Below are 17142 nucleotides of genomic sequence, written 5' to 3'. Positions count from 1 at the left end.
AGCATGAAATGAACCTATCGGCGGGCATTCTGACTTACATCATTGGAGGATGGATTTTCTTCCCAAGATGATTACAGCTGCGGGACAGTGACGGATTTTCACCAAACTTTCCCCCTTACCTCTAGTGGCTGCTCCCCACCAGAACCGATTAATCCTACTTACATTACTATATGTAGGTGATTTATGGCAATACTGAGATTTTGCCGTATAACAGTAGTCGATGAGCTTTATAGTAAACTTGATAAATTAATTATCACCGCCCAGCTGGACTAGCTCAAAGCAAACTCAATAAAATCAGCAAAAATGCTCACTACCGTTGAACGTCTATTATTTGTCCGCAGAGTCCCGATTTTCAAAGAATTACGGGATGATTTTATTGTGCGTCTGGCTGCGGTGATGAATGAATTGTCCTTTTCCAGTAATTATACAATTTTTAAAGCTGGGGATGAGGGGCGATCGCTATACATAGTTATCTCAGGGAAAGTCAGAATCCACATTGAGCAGCAACAATTGGCAGTATTTACTAAGGGAGAATCCTTTGGGGAGATGGCTGTTTTTGATTCTCAACCGCGTTCAGCTTCTGCAACTACCACGGAAGCTTGCGAATGTTTGGAACTTACCCAGGAGCAACTCTACGACGCTATCGATGAAACTCCGGAAATTGCGGTGAATATTATTGGTATTCTCTCACGGCGAATTCGGGAATTGAATGACAAAATTAACAGTGTGAGGATGCGAGAGTGAGGGGAAGGGGAAAGGTGTTTTTGCTGTTGACTGTCACCTGTTCCCTGTTCCCAATTACCTAGTATGACTAGCGGACATTTCTCACCAATAAATTAGCTTGTCCACAGCTTTTCTGCGATCGCTTCAGAATTTCCGCACTACAAACACCGAGTTTTCCATCTTTCGTGAAACAAATTAATACCTCTTGTAAAAATCTTCCCGAACCGGAGCAGGAAGGAGCAACACTATCTGCGGACATCCCGTTATTTGCTTTGGCAAATTCCTGTTTCAAGTCAGCAACTGTGGTACGGAAAGGTTTGACAGGTTTACGATAGGCAGCAGGAATAGTCACAGCTTCCTTGTATTGTTTCGATAAAGCCATGTATTCTGCGGGTGTTTTGCCAGTACAGGTACCGTGTTTTTCCCATTCATGGCTGTAAAGCTTATCACTTGGAAATAAATTCGGAAACTGTTTTTTCACCTCTGGAGGTAATTTTTGGGTAGAACAGTTTGCCGGATAACCCCGATTATACTGGGGCCACAGACCATGGAGAACAAAGCCCAATTTTTTACCCTCTCCACACTGCTGGCGATCGCTACCACCTTTACTTGCACAATAATCTGGTGACCAAGATAAAGCCAATACGTAGAAATCAAATTTACCAGGTGTTCCTTGTCTTTGGGCTAAAGCAGCACTGGGTATAGCAAAAGTTGTCAATAACGTAGCCAACAATAACCTCTTCATCATGCACCTCAGTCAGTTTGCAGAATCAAAGATAACCTGTTAATCACAAGAATGGGTAAAAACTTCTGGTTTTAGGTGTAGCAAATCGTACGATGGGACGAGAAATTATGCTCTGTTACAACTTGAACAATGCAACGGGCAATTTTTTCTCCTCCGACTGTGGAGGGTTCAATGGGGGAAAGGGAGGAATAATCCCTCGCTTCATCACACACAACTCGCAAATCAATCAGGGGTAAACCGAATTCCACAGCTTGCCGGGTAATGCAATCATTAAACATTGATAACGCTGTAAACTCTAACAGACGCAAAGCTGGATCTAATACCGGACATTGGTCATAAATAGTACACACAGTTGTGGGTAACCCCAATTTCAGAACAGCTCGCAGCATTTGTTGATAGTTGCGACTGAATTCTGTTTTCATCGTGGCAATTTGCTGGAGCGCTGCGGGTAGGGATGGAGTACTATTTTGCAGTATAGCTCCGTAGCACAGAGCATCATTACCGCCAATACTAATAAATAGGTGGGTTGTACTAGGGGGAAGACGATGGAGTTGCTGGAAGATATCCTGAATTGAGTCACCATCCACAGCTAACAAGTCAGCGCGATCGCCACTATCCACCAACCCTTGGCGAACTTGTTCAATGATTGGTAAACCATCTGCAACATAATTGGCATTGTCAAAAATTGAATCCCCTAGCAAAATGATATGTGCCATAGTTTCAGGTTAAGAGATGAGTGATTAATCTGTATACAGCAGAGGATGTCTGCTTTAAGTAAGTTGACACAAATAAATTTAATTTTGTTACGGAATGTAAAATCACGTAGAAGTTCCGAATTAATCCCTTTTCCTACGCTACACTCGCAATCATACGGGGAAATTTTTACGCCAACTGAGTCACATCAGATTTTGCAACCTGTCTAACTCCATTGAGTTTTCCTTACCCAACCTCATCACCAATGAAGATTTCTACAGAAAATCATATCTTAAGTAGAGCTTAAGGTAAGTCATAAATACTTTCTCCCTCAACCTTGAGATGATTTTTCCAGTCAAATTTTCAGTACTTTTGAGGAGGATTTATCTAACAGATAGGATAATCCATGGGAAAATATGATATTTTTGATGCATTGATTATGGCAACAAGAATTAAGACAGTGAATCAATTATTTTTTTTACAAAAATTCAAATTTGCGACCATAGCTATTAGTCTGATTTTTGCAGCTATTGGTATGACAGGATGTGGGCAACAAAGTGGAGATACCACTGCCAAGGGAACCCTCGAAAAAATCAAACAACGGGACAAAATTGTCATTGGAGTCAAAACAGATTATACTCCCTTTGGCTTTATCGATAAAAATGGGAAAAATGCTGGCTTAGAAGTTGACATTGCCAATTATATTGCTAAAGAATTACTTGGTTCTGAGAGTAAAGTGGAATTCGTCTCTGTAGTTGCTGCCAACAGAATTGAATTTCTGAAACAAGGCAAGATAGATTTAGTAATTGCTACCATGACTGATACTCCAGAACGCAGAAAAGTCATTGATTTTTCGGAAAATTATTATTCTGCTGGTACTGGACTTTTAACACGCAAAGATAGTGGAATTAAAAGCTGGGATAATTTAAAAGGTAAAAAAGTTTGCGGTATTCAAGGTTCTTTTTATAACAAGGAACTCATAGAAAGAGGAATCCAAATGGCGAATTTTCCGGGCACTGCGGAAGCCTACAAAGCTTTACAGGAAGGGCGCTGTGTGGGATTTGCCTATGATGATTCGGCGTTAATCGGTAAACTTTTAGAGCCTAATTGGTCAAAAGATTGGCATCAACCCTTACCTCCAATTTTACCCCAAGGTTGGGGGATGGGCATACGTAAAGGCGATACCAAATTTCTAGAGAGTGTGAATCAAACCATTTTGAAAATGGAGGCAGCAGGATTTATTGTTGCGGCTGAAAAGAAATGGAAGATTCCAGCTACAGATTATGCAAAAAAACGTATGGCGGCAGCTAAACAAAAGTCTAGTAAATAGGTAATTGATATCCGATGATTTTGTTAAATCTCAACTTTTCCTGGCTCAATGACCCCACATACCAAGGATGGTTAAAAGAAGGAATTATTAACACCATCATCCTCTCTGTTGAATGTATATTTTTCTCTTTAATTATTGGTGTTGTCGGAGTTTGGTTGCAAGGGTTGCCAGGAAAATGGATACAGAGGATTTTGCAGGGCTATATTCAACTTTTTCGTAATACTCCCCCCTTAGTACAAATATTCTTTTTATTCTTTGTCCTAGCAGCACTTTTACCCAAGGTTTATGACCCTGCGACGGGAGGAGAAACACCAATTTTAGGCTCCTTTGGTAGTGCAATTATTGCCCTTTCTTTATTTGCTGGTGCTTTTAATATTGAGATATTTCGTTCCGGGATTGAAGCTGTACCCAAAACGATGATAGAAGCATCGTCAAGTTTAGGTTTATCCCGTAGCCAATGTTTCCTGTTGGTAATAATGCCCTTAGCTTTTCGGATTTGCTTACCATCATTAAATAATAACTTAGTCAATTTAGTCAAAACTACTACTTTGGCTTCCGCGATCGCCACCCCAGAACTCCTATACTATGCAGGACAAATCTATGCTGATAACTTTGCTACCTTGGAGGTGATGTTATTTATCTGGTTAGTATATATTCTCTTAGTAGGTATATTAATTGGCATCATGAATTGGATAGAATTTAAGTTGCGTATACCAGGTTATGGAAACTAAACAGACAAAGAGCAAGTTTAACTGGCAAAAGTTTCTCAGTATTGCCATTTTTACCCTTTTATTGATTATTACTTTTAACTATCTGCGAGGCAACTTTTTAACTGCCAAAGAATGGGAAACTCTGATTCGTCGCTTTCCTTATATTCTCATTGGTAATCAAGAAGGATTGGCGATTAAAGGAGGTTTTGCCCTCAATATTATTATGAGTATTGTGTGTATGGTAATTAGTACCATCCTGGGTGTATTTTTGGGCTTAGGACAAACTGCACAGCAGCCAATAGTCCGATGGCTATCATGGTTCTGGACTCAATTTTTACGAAATTCCCCCTGGCTAGTTATCCTCTATGTCATGTTATATCTATTACCCTTTGAGCTAAACTTGGGGATAATTCGTGTGGAATTTACCAGCATTTCTAAATCTATTATTGGTTTATCTTTAGTAGTTGCGGCGAATATTTCCGAAATTGTTCGGGGTGCAATTCAATCTATTCCTTCGGGACAATGGGAAGCAGCAAGAGCAATGGGTTACACAGGAGCGCAAACATTAAAATTAGTGATTCTCCCTCAAGCTTTACGACGAATGATTCCCCCTTGGATGAATTGGTATGCAATTTTAACTATGGGTACAACCCTGACAAATTTAGTCGGTGTACCTGAGGGATTAAGCACAGTGCGTCAAGTATTAGAATTAGAGGGGGAAAAGTTAGCAATTCCTCTTTATGCTGTCCTGATGTTATTATTTTTCTTCTACTGTTATCCCATTGCTTGGTGGACAAGAAAATTAGAGCAGCGCTTAATAAATTAGAAATAAAATAGAGGTAATTTCCGTGACAGAACCATTAGTTTCTCTCCGAGATTTACATAAATCCTTTGGCAAAATAGAAGTATTAAAAGGCGTTTCCTTTGATGTTAACCAAGGAGATGTGATTTGTATTATTGGTTCCTCTGGTTCCGGGAAATCGACAATTTTACGCTGTATTAATGGGTTAGTTGATATTAATTCTGGCTTTATCCGTGTGGGAGATTTTCTTGTCCATGAGTTGCAGTCAGACAAGGATAAGATTCGTCTGCGACGTATGGTATCAATGGTGTTTCAACAGTATAATTTATTTCCCCATCGCACAGCTTTAGAAAACGTCATGATGGCACCAATTCATGTTTTAAAGCAAGATAAAAAAGAAGTAGAAGAACGTGCTTATCAATTATTGAAAAAAGTGCGTTTGCAAGGGAAAGAAAAGAATTATCCCGCAGAACTCTCCGGGGGACAACAGCAAAGGGTGGCGATCGCGCGTTCCCTAGCGATGAAACCCCAAGTTATGCTATTTGACGAAGTTACCGCAGCTCTGGATCCGGAGACAGTCAAAGAGGTATTACGAACCATCCGTGAGTTATCCGAGGAGGGAATGACTTGTTTACTTGTCACCCACGAAATGGGATTTGCTCGGGAAGTCGCTGACCAAATATACTTCATGGATGGAGGTGTAATTCTCGAAAGTGGTGTACCAGCAGAATTCTTCACCAATCCTCGACACGAACGTACCAAAGAGTTTCTCAGTCAAATCCTCTAACTCAAACCCCTCAATTAAATCTTCCACATCATGAAAAGTTGAGTTTTGTGATTGTGATGCAAGAAAGCAATATCTAGAGTTACAAAGTTCTCAAAATAGACGAGGTTTAATATAAAAACTGTGTCAAATTTATCATGCAAATATGGGGTAAGCTGTCAATAGTTTCTCAAATAAATGTATTCTTTGATACTAATTTTGTCTATCCATAGCCACCGCAATTTATGATACTTTTCCATACAAGTAGACAATTTCAATAAATATCATACTCGCTGCATTACTCGTCATTCTTAATTTACCACACCTGCCTATCATCACCTTACCAAGGAAAGGGTTAGTTGGCAGGGGGTCTTTTCATTAACAGTATTTACCGACACATGATATAAAGTGGCTTGATTTGTGTGCCACAATACACTAAGATAGTTTTTTACTTCCAAAGTGTTCCCCTCGATTTCAGATTGATTTTTCACTAGCTAAAGTTCGGTGATAAAAATCACTTGTAGGTTAAAGGTATGTTCAGGCTGAATATCTCTATGAAAACTTTCTTCTCTACAGCATCTCCCATATTCTCCGTACTTATTTGTTAAGCGTCATTAAATATCGCTTTGGAGAGAGTTCTGCTTCCAAAGGTAAAGCATTGATTGTGCGCGTCTTCTAGAAAAATTGATGCTATCAAATTTTGGTCTTGTCTAATATTCAATTATCAAGCAATTTACATCACCCCTCATCTACCCATTGCTAGACATCACAGGGTACTTATTCCTTTTCCTAAGATAACAAACTCAGTATCAGTTAATAGCATCATATTTAGTAATACTTGCTATTACTCGTTTTTGTGATTCTTATTTTCCCAGTAAATATTCAAAAACTATGAATAACAAAGTAAATTCTGACGAAACTCAAGTTCAAACATCGCAGCCAAGAAAAAAATATCGGGGAAATATCGTTCGTACGAACAATAGATATGATGAATTAGCTCTGAAAATTTTAACTAAAACCCCTGTAATTCCTGATGAGACTCCAGAGATGAAACCATCCCTTTGGGAAAGGTTTACTAACTTACCAATTGGGAGGAAACAGTTAATAGTCTTATTAGCTTCAGAACTATTATCAATTTTTGTAATTAGTTCTATCGGTAGACTATTAATTACCCATAACTTAGATAGTTTATCTTTAGAGCAAGCTAAGTCAGAAGTGATGGTCAGTGATATTAATTATAATATCAAAATTAACCAAATGGGATTTGGATTTAGGGGGCAAGCAGATAATGCTGCAATCATCAAGGCAGCAAGTATTTATAATTCTGGACAAACACTAAATCCTGAAGATAAAAACCAAGTTAAGCAAATCTTACAAAATGAGATTCAAGCTAGAAAAATAGAATATGCTACCTTAGTCGGAAAAGACTTAAAAATTATTGTTAATGCCAATGCGGATAGAACGGGTGAAATTTTTAATCCCGATAACTTGGTGCAAGAAGTCTTTAATTATCCGCGTCAAATTAAAGTTAACAGTATTGTCAAATCTTCGGAAATATTAAGAGAGGCTCCTCCTTTACCTAATGGTGTGAATCGTCAAGATTTCTTGATTCGTTATACTGTGACACCAGTCAGAGATTTACAAACAAGAAATGTCATTGGGGCTTTAGTTTCTGGAGATATTGTTAACGGTAAAATTCCTATTACCAAGGCAACTTTAAAGGCAACTGGGGGAGGTTATAGTGCGATTTATTTACGTAAGCCAACGGGAGAATTAAGCTTAGTTACTTCCCTATATCAAGGTGCATCTCAGAATATTAATCAAGCAGAAACAGATGTCGCTTTGCCCCCAGAAGGGATAGCATTATTAAGAGCAGCAACGGTAACAGATGGGAAACCGGTGGCTGGAAAGTTAAAAATTGGTCAGCAAACCTATGCGATCGCGGCAAAAGCAGTTCCCAATAAAATCATTGAAACGGAAGATGAGCAGTTAAGTATTTTTGGAGATGCTCCCGTGGGAATTTTGGTGCGGGGAACACCACAAACCACTCTCAATCAATTACTTGGTCAAAGTTTTTGGTTAGAGTTATTAAGTGTTTACATTGCAGTTATTATTATCTTAATGGGTGCATATGTTTTACGACGTTCTATCATTACACCTATCCAAAATTTAAGGCTGAAAGCTCAAAGTTTTGCTACTGGCGATCGCACTGTACGAGCTGATGTATTTGCCATCGATGAAATTGGGCAAATTGCAGTTAGTTTTAATGCCATGGCTGACAGTATAGTTTCCCAATCTCATAGCCAGCAAAATGAGTCATATCTGACACAACTTGTCAATGAAATCAATATCCGTTGCCGTAGCTCTTTAAATACACAGTATATTTTAAATACGGCAGTGAATCGTATCCGTGATGCCTTAAAAACCGATAGAGTTATTGTCTATCAATTTAATCCATCCTGGGAAGGCAGGGTAGTTGCAGAATCAGTGGCAGTAGAATTTCCTGTGGCAATTGGTGCAGAAATTAATGATTCATGCTTTACCCAGAAATCTATACACAAATATCAACAGGGTACTGTTTTAAATATCGATAACGTGGAGACAGCGAACTTAACAGAATGTCATCTAAATCTGTTAAAAAGATTTGGCATCAAAGCAAATTTAGTTGCACCAATTGTAATTAATAATCAGTTGTATGGCTTACTAATTGCCCATCAATGTTCGACACCACGCAATTGGCAAGAAGTCGAAATCAATTTTTTGAAGCAAGTTGCAGTACCGATTGCCTATGCATTAGAAAAAGCTGCCCTGCAAGAACAAATCCAGCAAGTTTCCTCCCAGGTAGAGTCTATTTCCCAAGAGAAATCCTTGCAGCAAGCCACAATATATCAGCAAATTGAAAAGATATTACAAGATATTGAGCATTTATCCCAAGGTGATCTGACTGTGCAAACAGATGTAATTCCTGGGGAAATGAGTTTTGTGGGTGAATATATCAACAACACCATCAGTAATTTACGGGCGATCGCCACCAAAATACAAGTTTCTGCACAGCAAGTTAATAGCGCGATCGTTGACAATGATACGGCAATGAGTCAATTTGCTGATACCAATCTGCAACAATCAGCAGAAATCAAGCAAACACTAAGCCATGTGGAACAATTCACTGTCAACCTCAAAGATTTACTAGAAAGTACCCAACAATCTGCAACAGAAAGTTACACCATAGTAGATGCTGCTCAGGAAAACGAAGTTGCCATAGAAATGAATCTCCAAAATCTCCGAAATCTTCGCACAAACATTGATGATATGGCGAAGAAAATCAAACGTTTAGGAGAATCTTCTCAGCAACTTTCTCGCATTATCTTTTTGATTAACCAAATTGCTATGCAAAGCAACCTGTTAGCAGTAAATGCAGGATTAGAAATAGCACGGGAAGGTAAAGAGGAGCAAAATTTTGCCATCGTTGCCGAAGAAGTTGGAGAACTTGCAACTCATTGTACTGAAGCCACCCAAGAAATTGAGAAAATTATCGAAAATATTCAAAAAGATGCTCAGTTAACTATCAAATCAATGGAATCGGGAACCATACAAGTCATAGAAAGTTCCCATAACTTAGAAATAACGAAGCAGAAACTTAATCAAATGTTACAAGTTTCCCAACAAGTTCATGAATTGGTACAAAATATTTCCCAATCTACAACATATAAACTGACAATATCAGAAGATTTAATCAATGCAATCGAAAATATATCTCATGCTTTAGATGTGAATAGTCACCTATCCCAAGAAATTTCCCAATCTTTAAATCAAACTGTAGACATTAGTCAGGAGTTACAAGAATCTGTGGCAGGTTTCAAAACCTATTTAACACTCCCCCAAAAGTACAATTAATTTGTGGGCATAATAACTATTTCTCTTTGTGCCATTACCTGCTCAAACAAATGGTTACTTAATGCCTCTTCCACAGTCAAAACACCTGGCTGTGTCAATTTATCTTCTAAAATGAGTTGAGCAATACTACCCGTACCGCAACCAGCAGCAACGGCAGTATTTTCATGGAATAAGTTAGAAGTAGCCACAGATGTTTGCTCATCTTTGATTCCAGAAACCTCCACCCTTACAGCTACACCTACACCAGTAAGTCTATCGGTGACATCTGTCATCAGGTGACTCACCTGGGAAAGAAACTCAATACCATAGGAACTTTGGATCCAAAATTTTGGAAAAAGATGGGCAGCAATCCAAGTCAGATGATTGTAAAAATCAGGAATAGAACCAAACTTAGTAATCACCGTTTTCACAGTTGGAAATGCTTGGGGTAAGGTAAATGCTTCTGGCATATCATACCAATAAACCCCGCTTTGACCATAGGGAGCAGGAAAGTTGATATTTTCCCTAGCTGTATAGGGTTTAACTTGCTGCCATGCGCCATTAATCCAAGCATCAAAGGGATGTTGTAAGCCCAGGAAAGTGGTACGCATCACAGTTATTCCCGCACCACCGGAACCTGCCACCACATAACTTAAATGAATTTTTTCAGCTATATCTAACTTCTCGATACATTGGCGTACCATACTATTAGAAATACCTGGAAAAATGCCTGTATTCACAACTGCAATAATCCCGGCATTCAGTGCTTTTTCATTTAATTTTAAAGCTTTAATAGTGTAAGAACGATGGTCACTAATATCAATATAATTCACCCCATTGTCAATACATAATTCTAATACTTGAGTATCACGTAAATGAAAAGGTCCAGCACAGTGAACTACTAAATTATATTCCGGAATTATCTCTCGTAATTTTTCCGTTTCAGCCAAATCAAGGGTTAAATATTGCAGAGCAACATCTTGATAATTTTCCCGAGATGTTCGCCCCGTAATTGTAATTTCTGCTTGGGTATACTTAGCAATATCTAAGGCTACACTATAACCAATACGCCCCCTGCCACCAAGTATTAAAACTTTTTTGGTCATGTTTGATATTATCTGTGTGATGTAGCCTTTCTCATTCTGGTGAGATACAAAATTACCCCTCCCCAACCCTCCCCTTGGTAAGGGGAGGGTGCGCGATAGCGCGGGTGGGGTGTATTTCATCTGACTGGGAAACGCTATACAAATATTTTAATTATTCTATCCAAATGGTAAGAGCGGGTTGACAAATATGCTTCAATTATTCACAAGATACTAGTAAACCCACCCCTACAGCCTCTTGGGTTTCATAAAGAGATGTAAAAATTGAGATGAAACACTTTCATCTGATGATTCTTCTCCAGGAATTGAATAAGATAGGCGATCGCCTGGTGGATGAGAAACCCATTACCCCAGAAAAACCCCCAAGATAAATGAGTCTAGAGCTTGAGACAGCATCTATAATTAATTCTTGCCCTGAATCAAGTTCGTTAATCATGTCGGAAGAAGATATCCGCGCCACGCGATTAGAAAAAGTCGAGCAACTGAGACAATTAGGAATGAATCCCTACGCCTATCGTTGGGATGCTACCCACCACGCAGCTGAATTACAAGCGAAATTCGCTGACTTGCCGAGCGGTGAAGAAGTAGATTTAGAAGTGGCGATCGCCGGACGTGTGATGGCGCGTCGTTTCATGGGAAAATTGGCTTTCTGCACCCTAGAAGATGAAACTGCTAAAATTCAACTTTATTTAGATAAAAAAACCATTGATGAAGGTATGGCATCTATCCTAGAAAATGCCTTCAAACAATTGGAGAAACTCGTGGATGTTGGCGATATCCTCGGTGTTAAAGGAACTATTAAACGAACTCAAAAGGGTGAATTATCCATTCATGTACGGGAATATGCGATTCTTACCAAATCACTGTTGCCCTTACCTGATAAATGGCATGGATTAACAGATATTGCCAAACGCTACCGCCAAAGATACGTAGATTTAATCGTCAATCCCGAAGTTAGACAGACTTTTCGTCGTCGCGCTCAAATTACTGCCGGTATCCGACGTTACCTAGATGAACGGGGATTTATTGAAATTGAAACCCCAGTTTTACAATCAGAGGCAGGAGGTGCCGATGCTCGCCCCTTTATCACCTACCACAATACCTTAGAAATCGAGTTATACCTACGGATTGCTACGGAACTTCATCTCAAACGGTTGATTGTCGGTGGCTTTGAAAAAGTCTTTGAATTGGGGCGAATTTTTCGGAATGAGGGAGTTTCTACCCGCCATAACCCCGAATTTACCTCCATCGAAGTTTATCAAGCATACGCCGACTACCACGACATGATGGCACTGACGGAGGGTATTATTACCACCGTAGCCCAGGAAGTATTAGGCACACTGAAAATTAACTACCAAGGGCAAGAGGTAGATTTAACCCCACCCTGGCGACGTGTCACCATGCATGATTTGGTGAAAGAGGCTACAGGTATTGATTTTACCAGCTTTGCAACGGTGGATGAGGCAAAGGCTGCTTGTCAAGCTGCGGAAATTGCTGGTGCGGCAGAATGCCCATCAATTGGCAAATTACTGAATTTAGCTTTTGAAGAGAAAGTCGAAACCACACTCATCCAGCCAACCTTCGTCATTGACTACCCCGTAGAAATTTCACCCCTTGCCAAACCCCACCGTTCCCAACCGGGTTTAGTAGAAAGGTTTGAGTTGTTCGTCGTTGGTAGAGAAACCGCCAATAGCTTCTCCGAGCTTACCGATCCCATCGACCAAAGGCAACGTTTAGAAGCCCAAGCCGAACGCAAAGCCGCCGGAGACTTAGAAGCTCAAGGTGTCGATGAAGACTTCCTCACCGCCCTGGAATACGGAATGCCCCCCACGGGAGGTTTAGGTATTGGCATCGATAGGTTAGTCATGTTGTTAACAGACTGTGCCAGTATTCGAGACGCGATCGCCTTCCCTCTCCTCAAGCCAGAAAAATCAGAACCAGAGAAAACCACCGATTCCTAGGAATATCCCTATTAATTTACAGTTTCCATACTCTACCTTGCCTTTTGGCTAATCGGAATTTTGAGTATAAAAAGGGACTTATAAACAGAAAATATCCCAAATTCCTGGGGTATTTTTTTCTTGGTATGACTTCAGCACTCGCGTAGCGGAAGGTCGTTCGATCGCCACAATCTTCATATTTCCCAAAACCTGATATTTACCGATAAACTAATGACGTGAACTACCCACACTGACCTGACGGTACAGTGTAGGCTTCTGTAATCACGGGGGAGTGCCGCAGGTGAGACTTTCGCCCCATCTTTGGTCTTACCTCCCCTCCTACAGCAGAGACGGCTGAACCTTCCGCCTTTAGCATTCTGATTCCCTCTGCTCTAATATTTATCGCTGCGTTTCCATCCCGGTCATGGTGGGTACCGCAGTGGGGACAAGTCCACTCACGGACATCCAGTGACATCTCGCGGACTTGATGGAAACAATTAGAGCAGAGCTTGGAACTAGGGAACCATCTGTCAATTTCAACCAACTTTGCGCATTTGCGTTCTAGCTTATAGGCTAAGAAGTTGGTGAATGTTCCCCACCCACAATCAGATATTGCTTTTGCCAAATTACGGTTGCGAACCATGCCCTTGACATGAAGATTCTCTACTATGACAGCTTGGCTATCGCTGACCAACTTATAACTAAGTTTATGTAAAAAATCTTGCCGCGAATTGCTTACTCGTTCGTACACTTTGGCAACAACTTTTCTATATCTATTTCTTGAATTACTCCCCTTGTGTTTACGCGCTAATTTTTTCTGCTTTCGCTTCAAATTGCATTCATGCTTGGCAATATGTCTTGGGTTGTCGTATTTAGAAACCTTTTCGCCATCGGTGACAACAGCAAAATGTTTTAGCCCTAAGTCAACGCCGTAAATCTTGCCTTCTGCCATCGCGGGAGCATTGCCATCCACTTCAGTCAGGATAGACGCGAAGTACTTTCCTGACGGAGTTTTGCTTAAAGTGACAGTTTTGATTTTTCCTTCAATTAGTCGATGTATCTTGGCTTTGACAACTCCAATATTACCGGGAAGTTTGACATTACCATCCACAATTTTGACGTTTTGTGGGTATTGAATCGACTGCTTGCCGTGCTTAGATTTGAATCTAGGAAACCCCGCACGCTTATCAAAAAAGTTCTTATACGCAGTGGTTAGATTGAGAGTTGTGGCTTGCAAAACTTGGCTATAACAATCAGCCAGCCACTTGGTATCCTCTGCTTTTTTGAGCTTGGGTAAAAGTGCATTGAGTGCTGATTGCCCCAGTCCTTTACCCGTTTCTTTGTAAGTCTCGATTGATTTGTTTAGAGCATAATTCCACCACCAGCGAGAGCATCCAAATGCCTGTGCCAATAGTGTTTCTTGCTCTTTTGATGGGTATAAGCGAACTTGAACAGCTTTATGCAGCACTCAACATCACCTCCTTGATTTACATATCTTACTGCTATCTACAGTTACCAGTAAAGTAAATCCAGAAAATATTTGGCTACTCCGCGCTAACGCGCCGCTTCGCTAAAATACATCTTTTCCCTTATCTACCTACGGTTGATAAGGGAAAAGACGCAATCGTCACAGCCCGCCTTATATCCCCCCACTGAATTCTGTACTCAGAATTCAGTGGGGGACTTACGGCGATTCAGTTAACTAAATAAATAACTTTTCCGGTTTGTGAGCAATTATCCACGGAAAAGGGTAAAGTGAATTTTTGCTGCTTCTATCGTAAATTTAGCTTTGTTTTAATAAGCAGCCTTATCCATGATAATGTGAACTAACTTTGTTAGTCTTGGTAAATTACTCCCCATACACAGGCACACCTATGCGATCTCGGAAACCCCGCCAAATCTCTCGTGAATTGGCATTATTAAGCCTTTCACAACTGCCAACTAATCCCAAAAAATTAACTCCAGAACAACTACCCAAGTTAGTACTTGCCGCAGTCCGAACTTTAACCCTGGAAGTCCAAGATACCCTAGATAACGCCTCTTCCGAGCTGCAACGTAGTAACGATCGCCTCCTCAGTAGTCAAACTCGTGCCAGTGATTTGGATACATCCAGAACCATGGTCAAAGAGGCAATCTCATACACACAAATTGCCATCAATCAACTTGGTGCAGCAGTGGAATTTCCTGAATTAATTCAACTGGCTAATCAAGATAAGGAAGTTAGTAGATATGCGATTCAAATAGTTATCACCGTCAGTGAAGAACGTCAAGTTATAGATGAACGCATCTCCACAGCTTTAGTCGATTGGCAAGTTACCCGTTTAGCACAAATTGACCGGGATATTCTGCGAATTGCCGTAGGAGAAATGTTATTTCTGGATGTTCCCGACCGTGTAGCTATTGATGAGGCAATAGAATTAGCTAAACGCTACAGTGGTGAAGACGGTCATCGATTTATCAATGGTGTGCTGAGAAAGGTGACAGAACAAAAGCAAACAGCCTAGAATCCGCTATGCAGAATTCAAAATGAATACAGTGTAATGGTTTCGTTGATTTTGAATAGCCTCTCATTGCTCATTACTCCCTACTCATTACTCCCTAACTGTTTTCCCTCATTCTGCAACAAGTCATCCCTTCCCTAAGCAAAAATCTCACATTCAACAGTCTCAAATTGTTTGACCGAGCCGATTTAGTTGGTAGTGTGGAGATAAATCACAACTCATACTACTAGCTGCAATGGTTTTTAACTGGTTCCGTCGTCAAAATGATGACACTTCTGATACACCTCAACAACCCCAAGAGGAAACTTCCACCACTGAGGCAACCACAGACACTGCTGCTACTTCTCCCGCAGAACCAGAGGTTGCCACTGATTTATTAGCATTTGCTAAAGCTGCCTATAAAAATATTCAAGACAAACAACAGACTATAAGTACAGAAGAAGTTTTAGAAAGTACTGAATCTCCTGTTGAAACCTCAGAAGTAACAGAGGCAATTACAGAAGATAAAGAGGTATTTGCAGAAGACACAGTTACAAACACAACTCCAGAAGAAACTGTTACAGAGCCACAGGCAACAAATGAGGTTGTAGAAGACACAACCAGCAGCCCGGAAATCAACACAGAAGCACCCGTTACTCCAACTGTTGTCCCATCCCTGATAGAACGAGCAGCAGCCGAACGCCAAGCCAAGCAGGAGCGTTTGATGGCTAATGCCATTGATGTATCAGAACCAGAAGTTACCCTAACTGAGACCAAAACAGACCCAGTTGCCACCCCCGATGTCATATTTGATGATGGGTTTATTTGGTCAGCAGAAGTTTTAGCTGCCCAGGGACGACGGGCAGAAGATATATCCATAGAAGAAATTACCTGGCTGAAAAAACTCCGTCAAGGTTTAGACAAAACTCGACGAAATATTCTCAACCAACTCAAAGCAATAGTTGGTCAAGGTCCCCTAAATCAAGATGCGGTCGCCGAAATTGAAGCTTTATTATTACAAGCAGATGTGGGTGTAGAAGCTACAGACTATGTGATTGCGGCGTTACAGCAAAAAATGCGAGAGGAAATTTTACCTCCAGATGCGGCGATCGCCTATCTCAAAACCATTCTCCGGCAGATGTTAGACGCACCCCTAGAAAATGCTCGTCAATTTGCTCCAGACAAAGACAACTTAAATATTTGGTTAATTACCGGAGTCAATGGTGCAGGTAAAACCACAACCATCGGAAAACTTGCCCATTTAGCCCAAAAATCCGGTTACAAATGCTTAATCGGTGCGGCAGATACCTTTAGAGCTGCTGCGGTAGAACAGGTGAAAGTATGGGGAAGCAGAAGCGGAGTCGAAGTTATTGCCAATCCCGGTAAAAATACTGACCCCGCAGCCGTTGTTTTTGACGCGATCGCCGCCGCCAATTCCCGACAAACGGAGCTACTCCTTGTAGATACCGCCGGTAGGCTACAAAACAAGAAAAACCTCATGGAAGAACTCACCAAAGTACGGCGAATTATCGACAAAAAAGCCCCAGATGCCAAAATTGAATCACTTCTAGTTCTCGATTCCACCCTCGGACAAAATGGCTTACGTCAAGCTCAAGTCTTCGCCGAAGCTGCCAACCTCACAGGTGTTGTTCTCACTAAATTAGATGGTAGTGCCAAAGGTGGTATTGCCCTAGCAGTTGTTCAACAATTGGGTTTACCCATTCGTTTTATTGGTGCAGGTGAGGGAATTGAAGATTTACGCCCCTTCTCCAGCTACGAATTTGTGGAAGCTCTTTTGAGTGGCTAAAATTCCTGATTTCCGCCCTACTAGTGCGGGTAGGATGTCTTTGTCACACAAATTAAATGCGTCCTAGCTTCTGTTCGTCTTTTCTCTTTACCCATTTTTCAGTCAGAGACGTTCCCTAGGGAACGTCTTTTCATGTGATTACCCCAACCTTGGCATCAAATTTTTCATCAAAC

General features: G+C 40.6%; 13 protein-coding genes and 1 riboswitch. Of the genes, 9 read left to right on the top strand and 4 right to left on the bottom strand.

Annotated features, from left to right (window positions below; genetic code table 11):
* Position 1: 1 nt before the first annotated feature.
* Positions 2-164: riboswitch (cobalamin riboswitch) on the bottom strand.
* A 139-nt stretch (positions 165-303) separates the two neighbouring features.
* On the top strand, positions 304-744 hold the full coding sequence (locus IJ00_RS22950) for a Crp/Fnr family transcriptional regulator (RefSeq protein ID WP_035157117.1): 441 nt from the start codon (positions 304-306) through the stop codon (positions 742-744).
* Positions 745-811: 67 nt separating this feature from the next.
* Here the strand turns inward: IJ00_RS22950 and IJ00_RS22945 are convergent, their stop codons facing one another.
* Both IJ00_RS22945 and IJ00_RS22940 read right to left on the bottom strand, forming a co-directional pair.
* Entirely contained in the window at positions 812-1471 is a 660-nt protein-coding gene (locus IJ00_RS22945; RefSeq protein WP_052754525.1) for a ribonuclease, read from the bottom strand.
* A gap of 68 nt (positions 1472-1539) precedes the next feature.
* Positions 1540-2184 carry an SGNH/GDSL hydrolase family protein gene (locus tag IJ00_RS22940; RefSeq protein WP_035157113.1) on the bottom strand — a complete coding sequence of 215 codons (645 nt, stop codon included), beginning with the start codon at positions 2182-2184 and terminating at the stop codon, positions 1540-1542.
* A 383-nt stretch (positions 2185-2567) separates the two neighbouring features.
* Here IJ00_RS22940 and IJ00_RS22935 point away from each other — a divergent pair, with 383 nt between their 5' ends.
* The 5 genes from IJ00_RS22935 to IJ00_RS22915 all read left to right on the top strand — a co-directional run bounded on the left by IJ00_RS22935 (position 2568) and on the right by IJ00_RS22915 (position 9660).
* The gene (locus IJ00_RS22935) at positions 2568-3491 is read left to right on the top strand and encodes a transporter substrate-binding domain-containing protein (protein ID WP_052754524.1); all 924 of its coding nucleotides are present in this window, start codon (positions 2568-2570) and stop codon (positions 3489-3491) included.
* Between the two features lie 14 nt (positions 3492-3505).
* Positions 3506-4222: an amino acid ABC transporter permease gene (locus IJ00_RS22930; RefSeq protein ID WP_035157112.1), complete on the top strand. Its 717-nt coding sequence runs from the start codon at positions 3506-3508 to the stop codon at positions 4220-4222.
* Complete coding sequence (locus IJ00_RS22925; RefSeq protein ID WP_035157111.1) at positions 4212-5027, top strand: amino acid ABC transporter permease; 816 nt, start codon at positions 4212-4214, stop codon at positions 5025-5027. Before IJ00_RS22930 ends, IJ00_RS22925 begins: the two co-directional genes overlap by 11 nt.
* A 16-nt stretch (positions 5028-5043) precedes the next feature.
* Positions 5044-5790, top strand: coding sequence for an amino acid ABC transporter ATP-binding protein (locus IJ00_RS22920; protein ID WP_144416072.1), 747 nt, complete (start codon positions 5044-5046; stop codon positions 5788-5790).
* Positions 5791-6657: 867 nt separating this feature from the next.
* Positions 6658-9660, top strand: a complete 3003-nt coding sequence (locus IJ00_RS22915; RefSeq protein ID WP_046814897.1) for a methyl-accepting chemotaxis protein — start codon at positions 6658-6660, stop codon at positions 9658-9660.
* Here the strand turns inward: IJ00_RS22915 and IJ00_RS22910 are convergent.
* Positions 9657-10745 (bottom strand): saccharopine dehydrogenase family protein, encoded by a 1089-nt coding sequence (locus tag IJ00_RS22910; protein WP_035157109.1) that lies wholly within the window; start codon positions 10743-10745, stop codon positions 9657-9659. The two genes, IJ00_RS22915 and IJ00_RS22910, sit on opposite strands and share 4 nt — an antisense overlap.
* 431 nt (positions 10746-11176) lie before the next feature.
* Here IJ00_RS22910 and lysS point away from each other — a divergent pair, with 431 nt between their 5' ends.
* Positions 11177-12703, top strand: a complete 1527-nt coding sequence (lysS, locus tag IJ00_RS22905; RefSeq protein ID WP_035157106.1) for a lysine--tRNA ligase — start codon at positions 11177-11179, stop codon at positions 12701-12703.
* 220 nt (positions 12704-12923) lie between these two features.
* Here lysS and IJ00_RS22900 read toward each other — a convergent pair whose 3' ends face one another.
* Positions 12924-14150 carry an RNA-guided endonuclease TnpB family protein gene (locus IJ00_RS22900; RefSeq protein ID WP_035157104.1) on the bottom strand — a complete coding sequence of 409 codons (1227 nt, stop codon included), beginning with the start codon at positions 14148-14150 and terminating at the stop codon, positions 12924-12926.
* Between the two features lie 406 nt (positions 14151-14556).
* On the opposite strand from IJ00_RS22900, the gene nusB reads away from it, so the two are divergent.
* A complete protein-coding gene (gene nusB / locus IJ00_RS22895; protein ID WP_035157101.1) occupies positions 14557-15186 on the top strand; it encodes a transcription antitermination factor NusB in 630 nt (209 codons plus the stop codon).
* 232 nt (positions 15187-15418) lie between these two features.
* Positions 15419-16969, top strand: a complete 1551-nt coding sequence (gene ftsY, locus IJ00_RS22890; RefSeq protein WP_035157097.1) for a signal recognition particle-docking protein FtsY — start codon at positions 15419-15421, stop codon at positions 16967-16969.
* Positions 16970-17142: the final 173 nt, after the last annotated feature.

It is taken from the genome of Calothrix sp. 336/3 (assembly GCF_000734895.2).
Taxonomy (GTDB): Bacteria; Cyanobacteriota; Cyanobacteriia; order Cyanobacteriales; family Nostocaceae; genus 336-3.
The sequence above is the reverse complement of the archived record's forward strand: the minus strand, read 5'-3'. Positions and strand labels throughout refer to the sequence as shown.

Excerpts from the sequence above, each read along its gene's own strand:
- IJ00_RS22950 (WP_035157117.1), top strand. The coding sequence starts at position 304 with ATGCTCACTACCGTTGAACGTCTATTATTTGTCCGCAGAGTCCCGATT.
- IJ00_RS22945 (WP_052754525.1), bottom strand. The coding sequence starts at position 1,471 with ATGATGAAGAGGTTATTGTTGGCTACGTTATTGACAACTTTTGCTATA.
- IJ00_RS22940 (WP_035157113.1), bottom strand. The coding sequence starts at position 2,184 with ATGGCACATATCATTTTGCTAGGGGATTCAATTTTTGACAATGCCAAT.
- IJ00_RS22935 (WP_052754524.1), top strand. The coding sequence starts at position 2,568 with ATGGGAAAATATGATATTTTTGATGCATTGATTATGGCAACAAGAATT.
- IJ00_RS22930 (WP_035157112.1), top strand. The coding sequence starts at position 3,506 with ATGATTTTGTTAAATCTCAACTTTTCCTGGCTCAATGACCCCACATAC.
- IJ00_RS22925 (WP_035157111.1), top strand. The coding sequence starts at position 4,212 with ATGGAAACTAAACAGACAAAGAGCAAGTTTAACTGGCAAAAGTTTCTC.
- IJ00_RS22915 (WP_046814897.1), top strand. The coding sequence starts at position 6,658 with ATGAATAACAAAGTAAATTCTGACGAAACTCAAGTTCAAACATCGCAG.
- IJ00_RS22910 (WP_035157109.1), bottom strand. The coding sequence starts at position 10,745 with ATGACCAAAAAAGTTTTAATACTTGGTGGCAGGGGGCGTATTGGTTAT.
- lysS (WP_035157106.1), top strand. The coding sequence starts at position 11,177 with ATGTCGGAAGAAGATATCCGCGCCACGCGATTAGAAAAAGTCGAGCAA.
- nusB (WP_035157101.1), top strand. The coding sequence starts at position 14,557 with ATGCGATCTCGGAAACCCCGCCAAATCTCTCGTGAATTGGCATTATTA.
- ftsY (WP_035157097.1), top strand. The coding sequence starts at position 15,419 with ATGGTTTTTAACTGGTTCCGTCGTCAAAATGATGACACTTCTGATACA.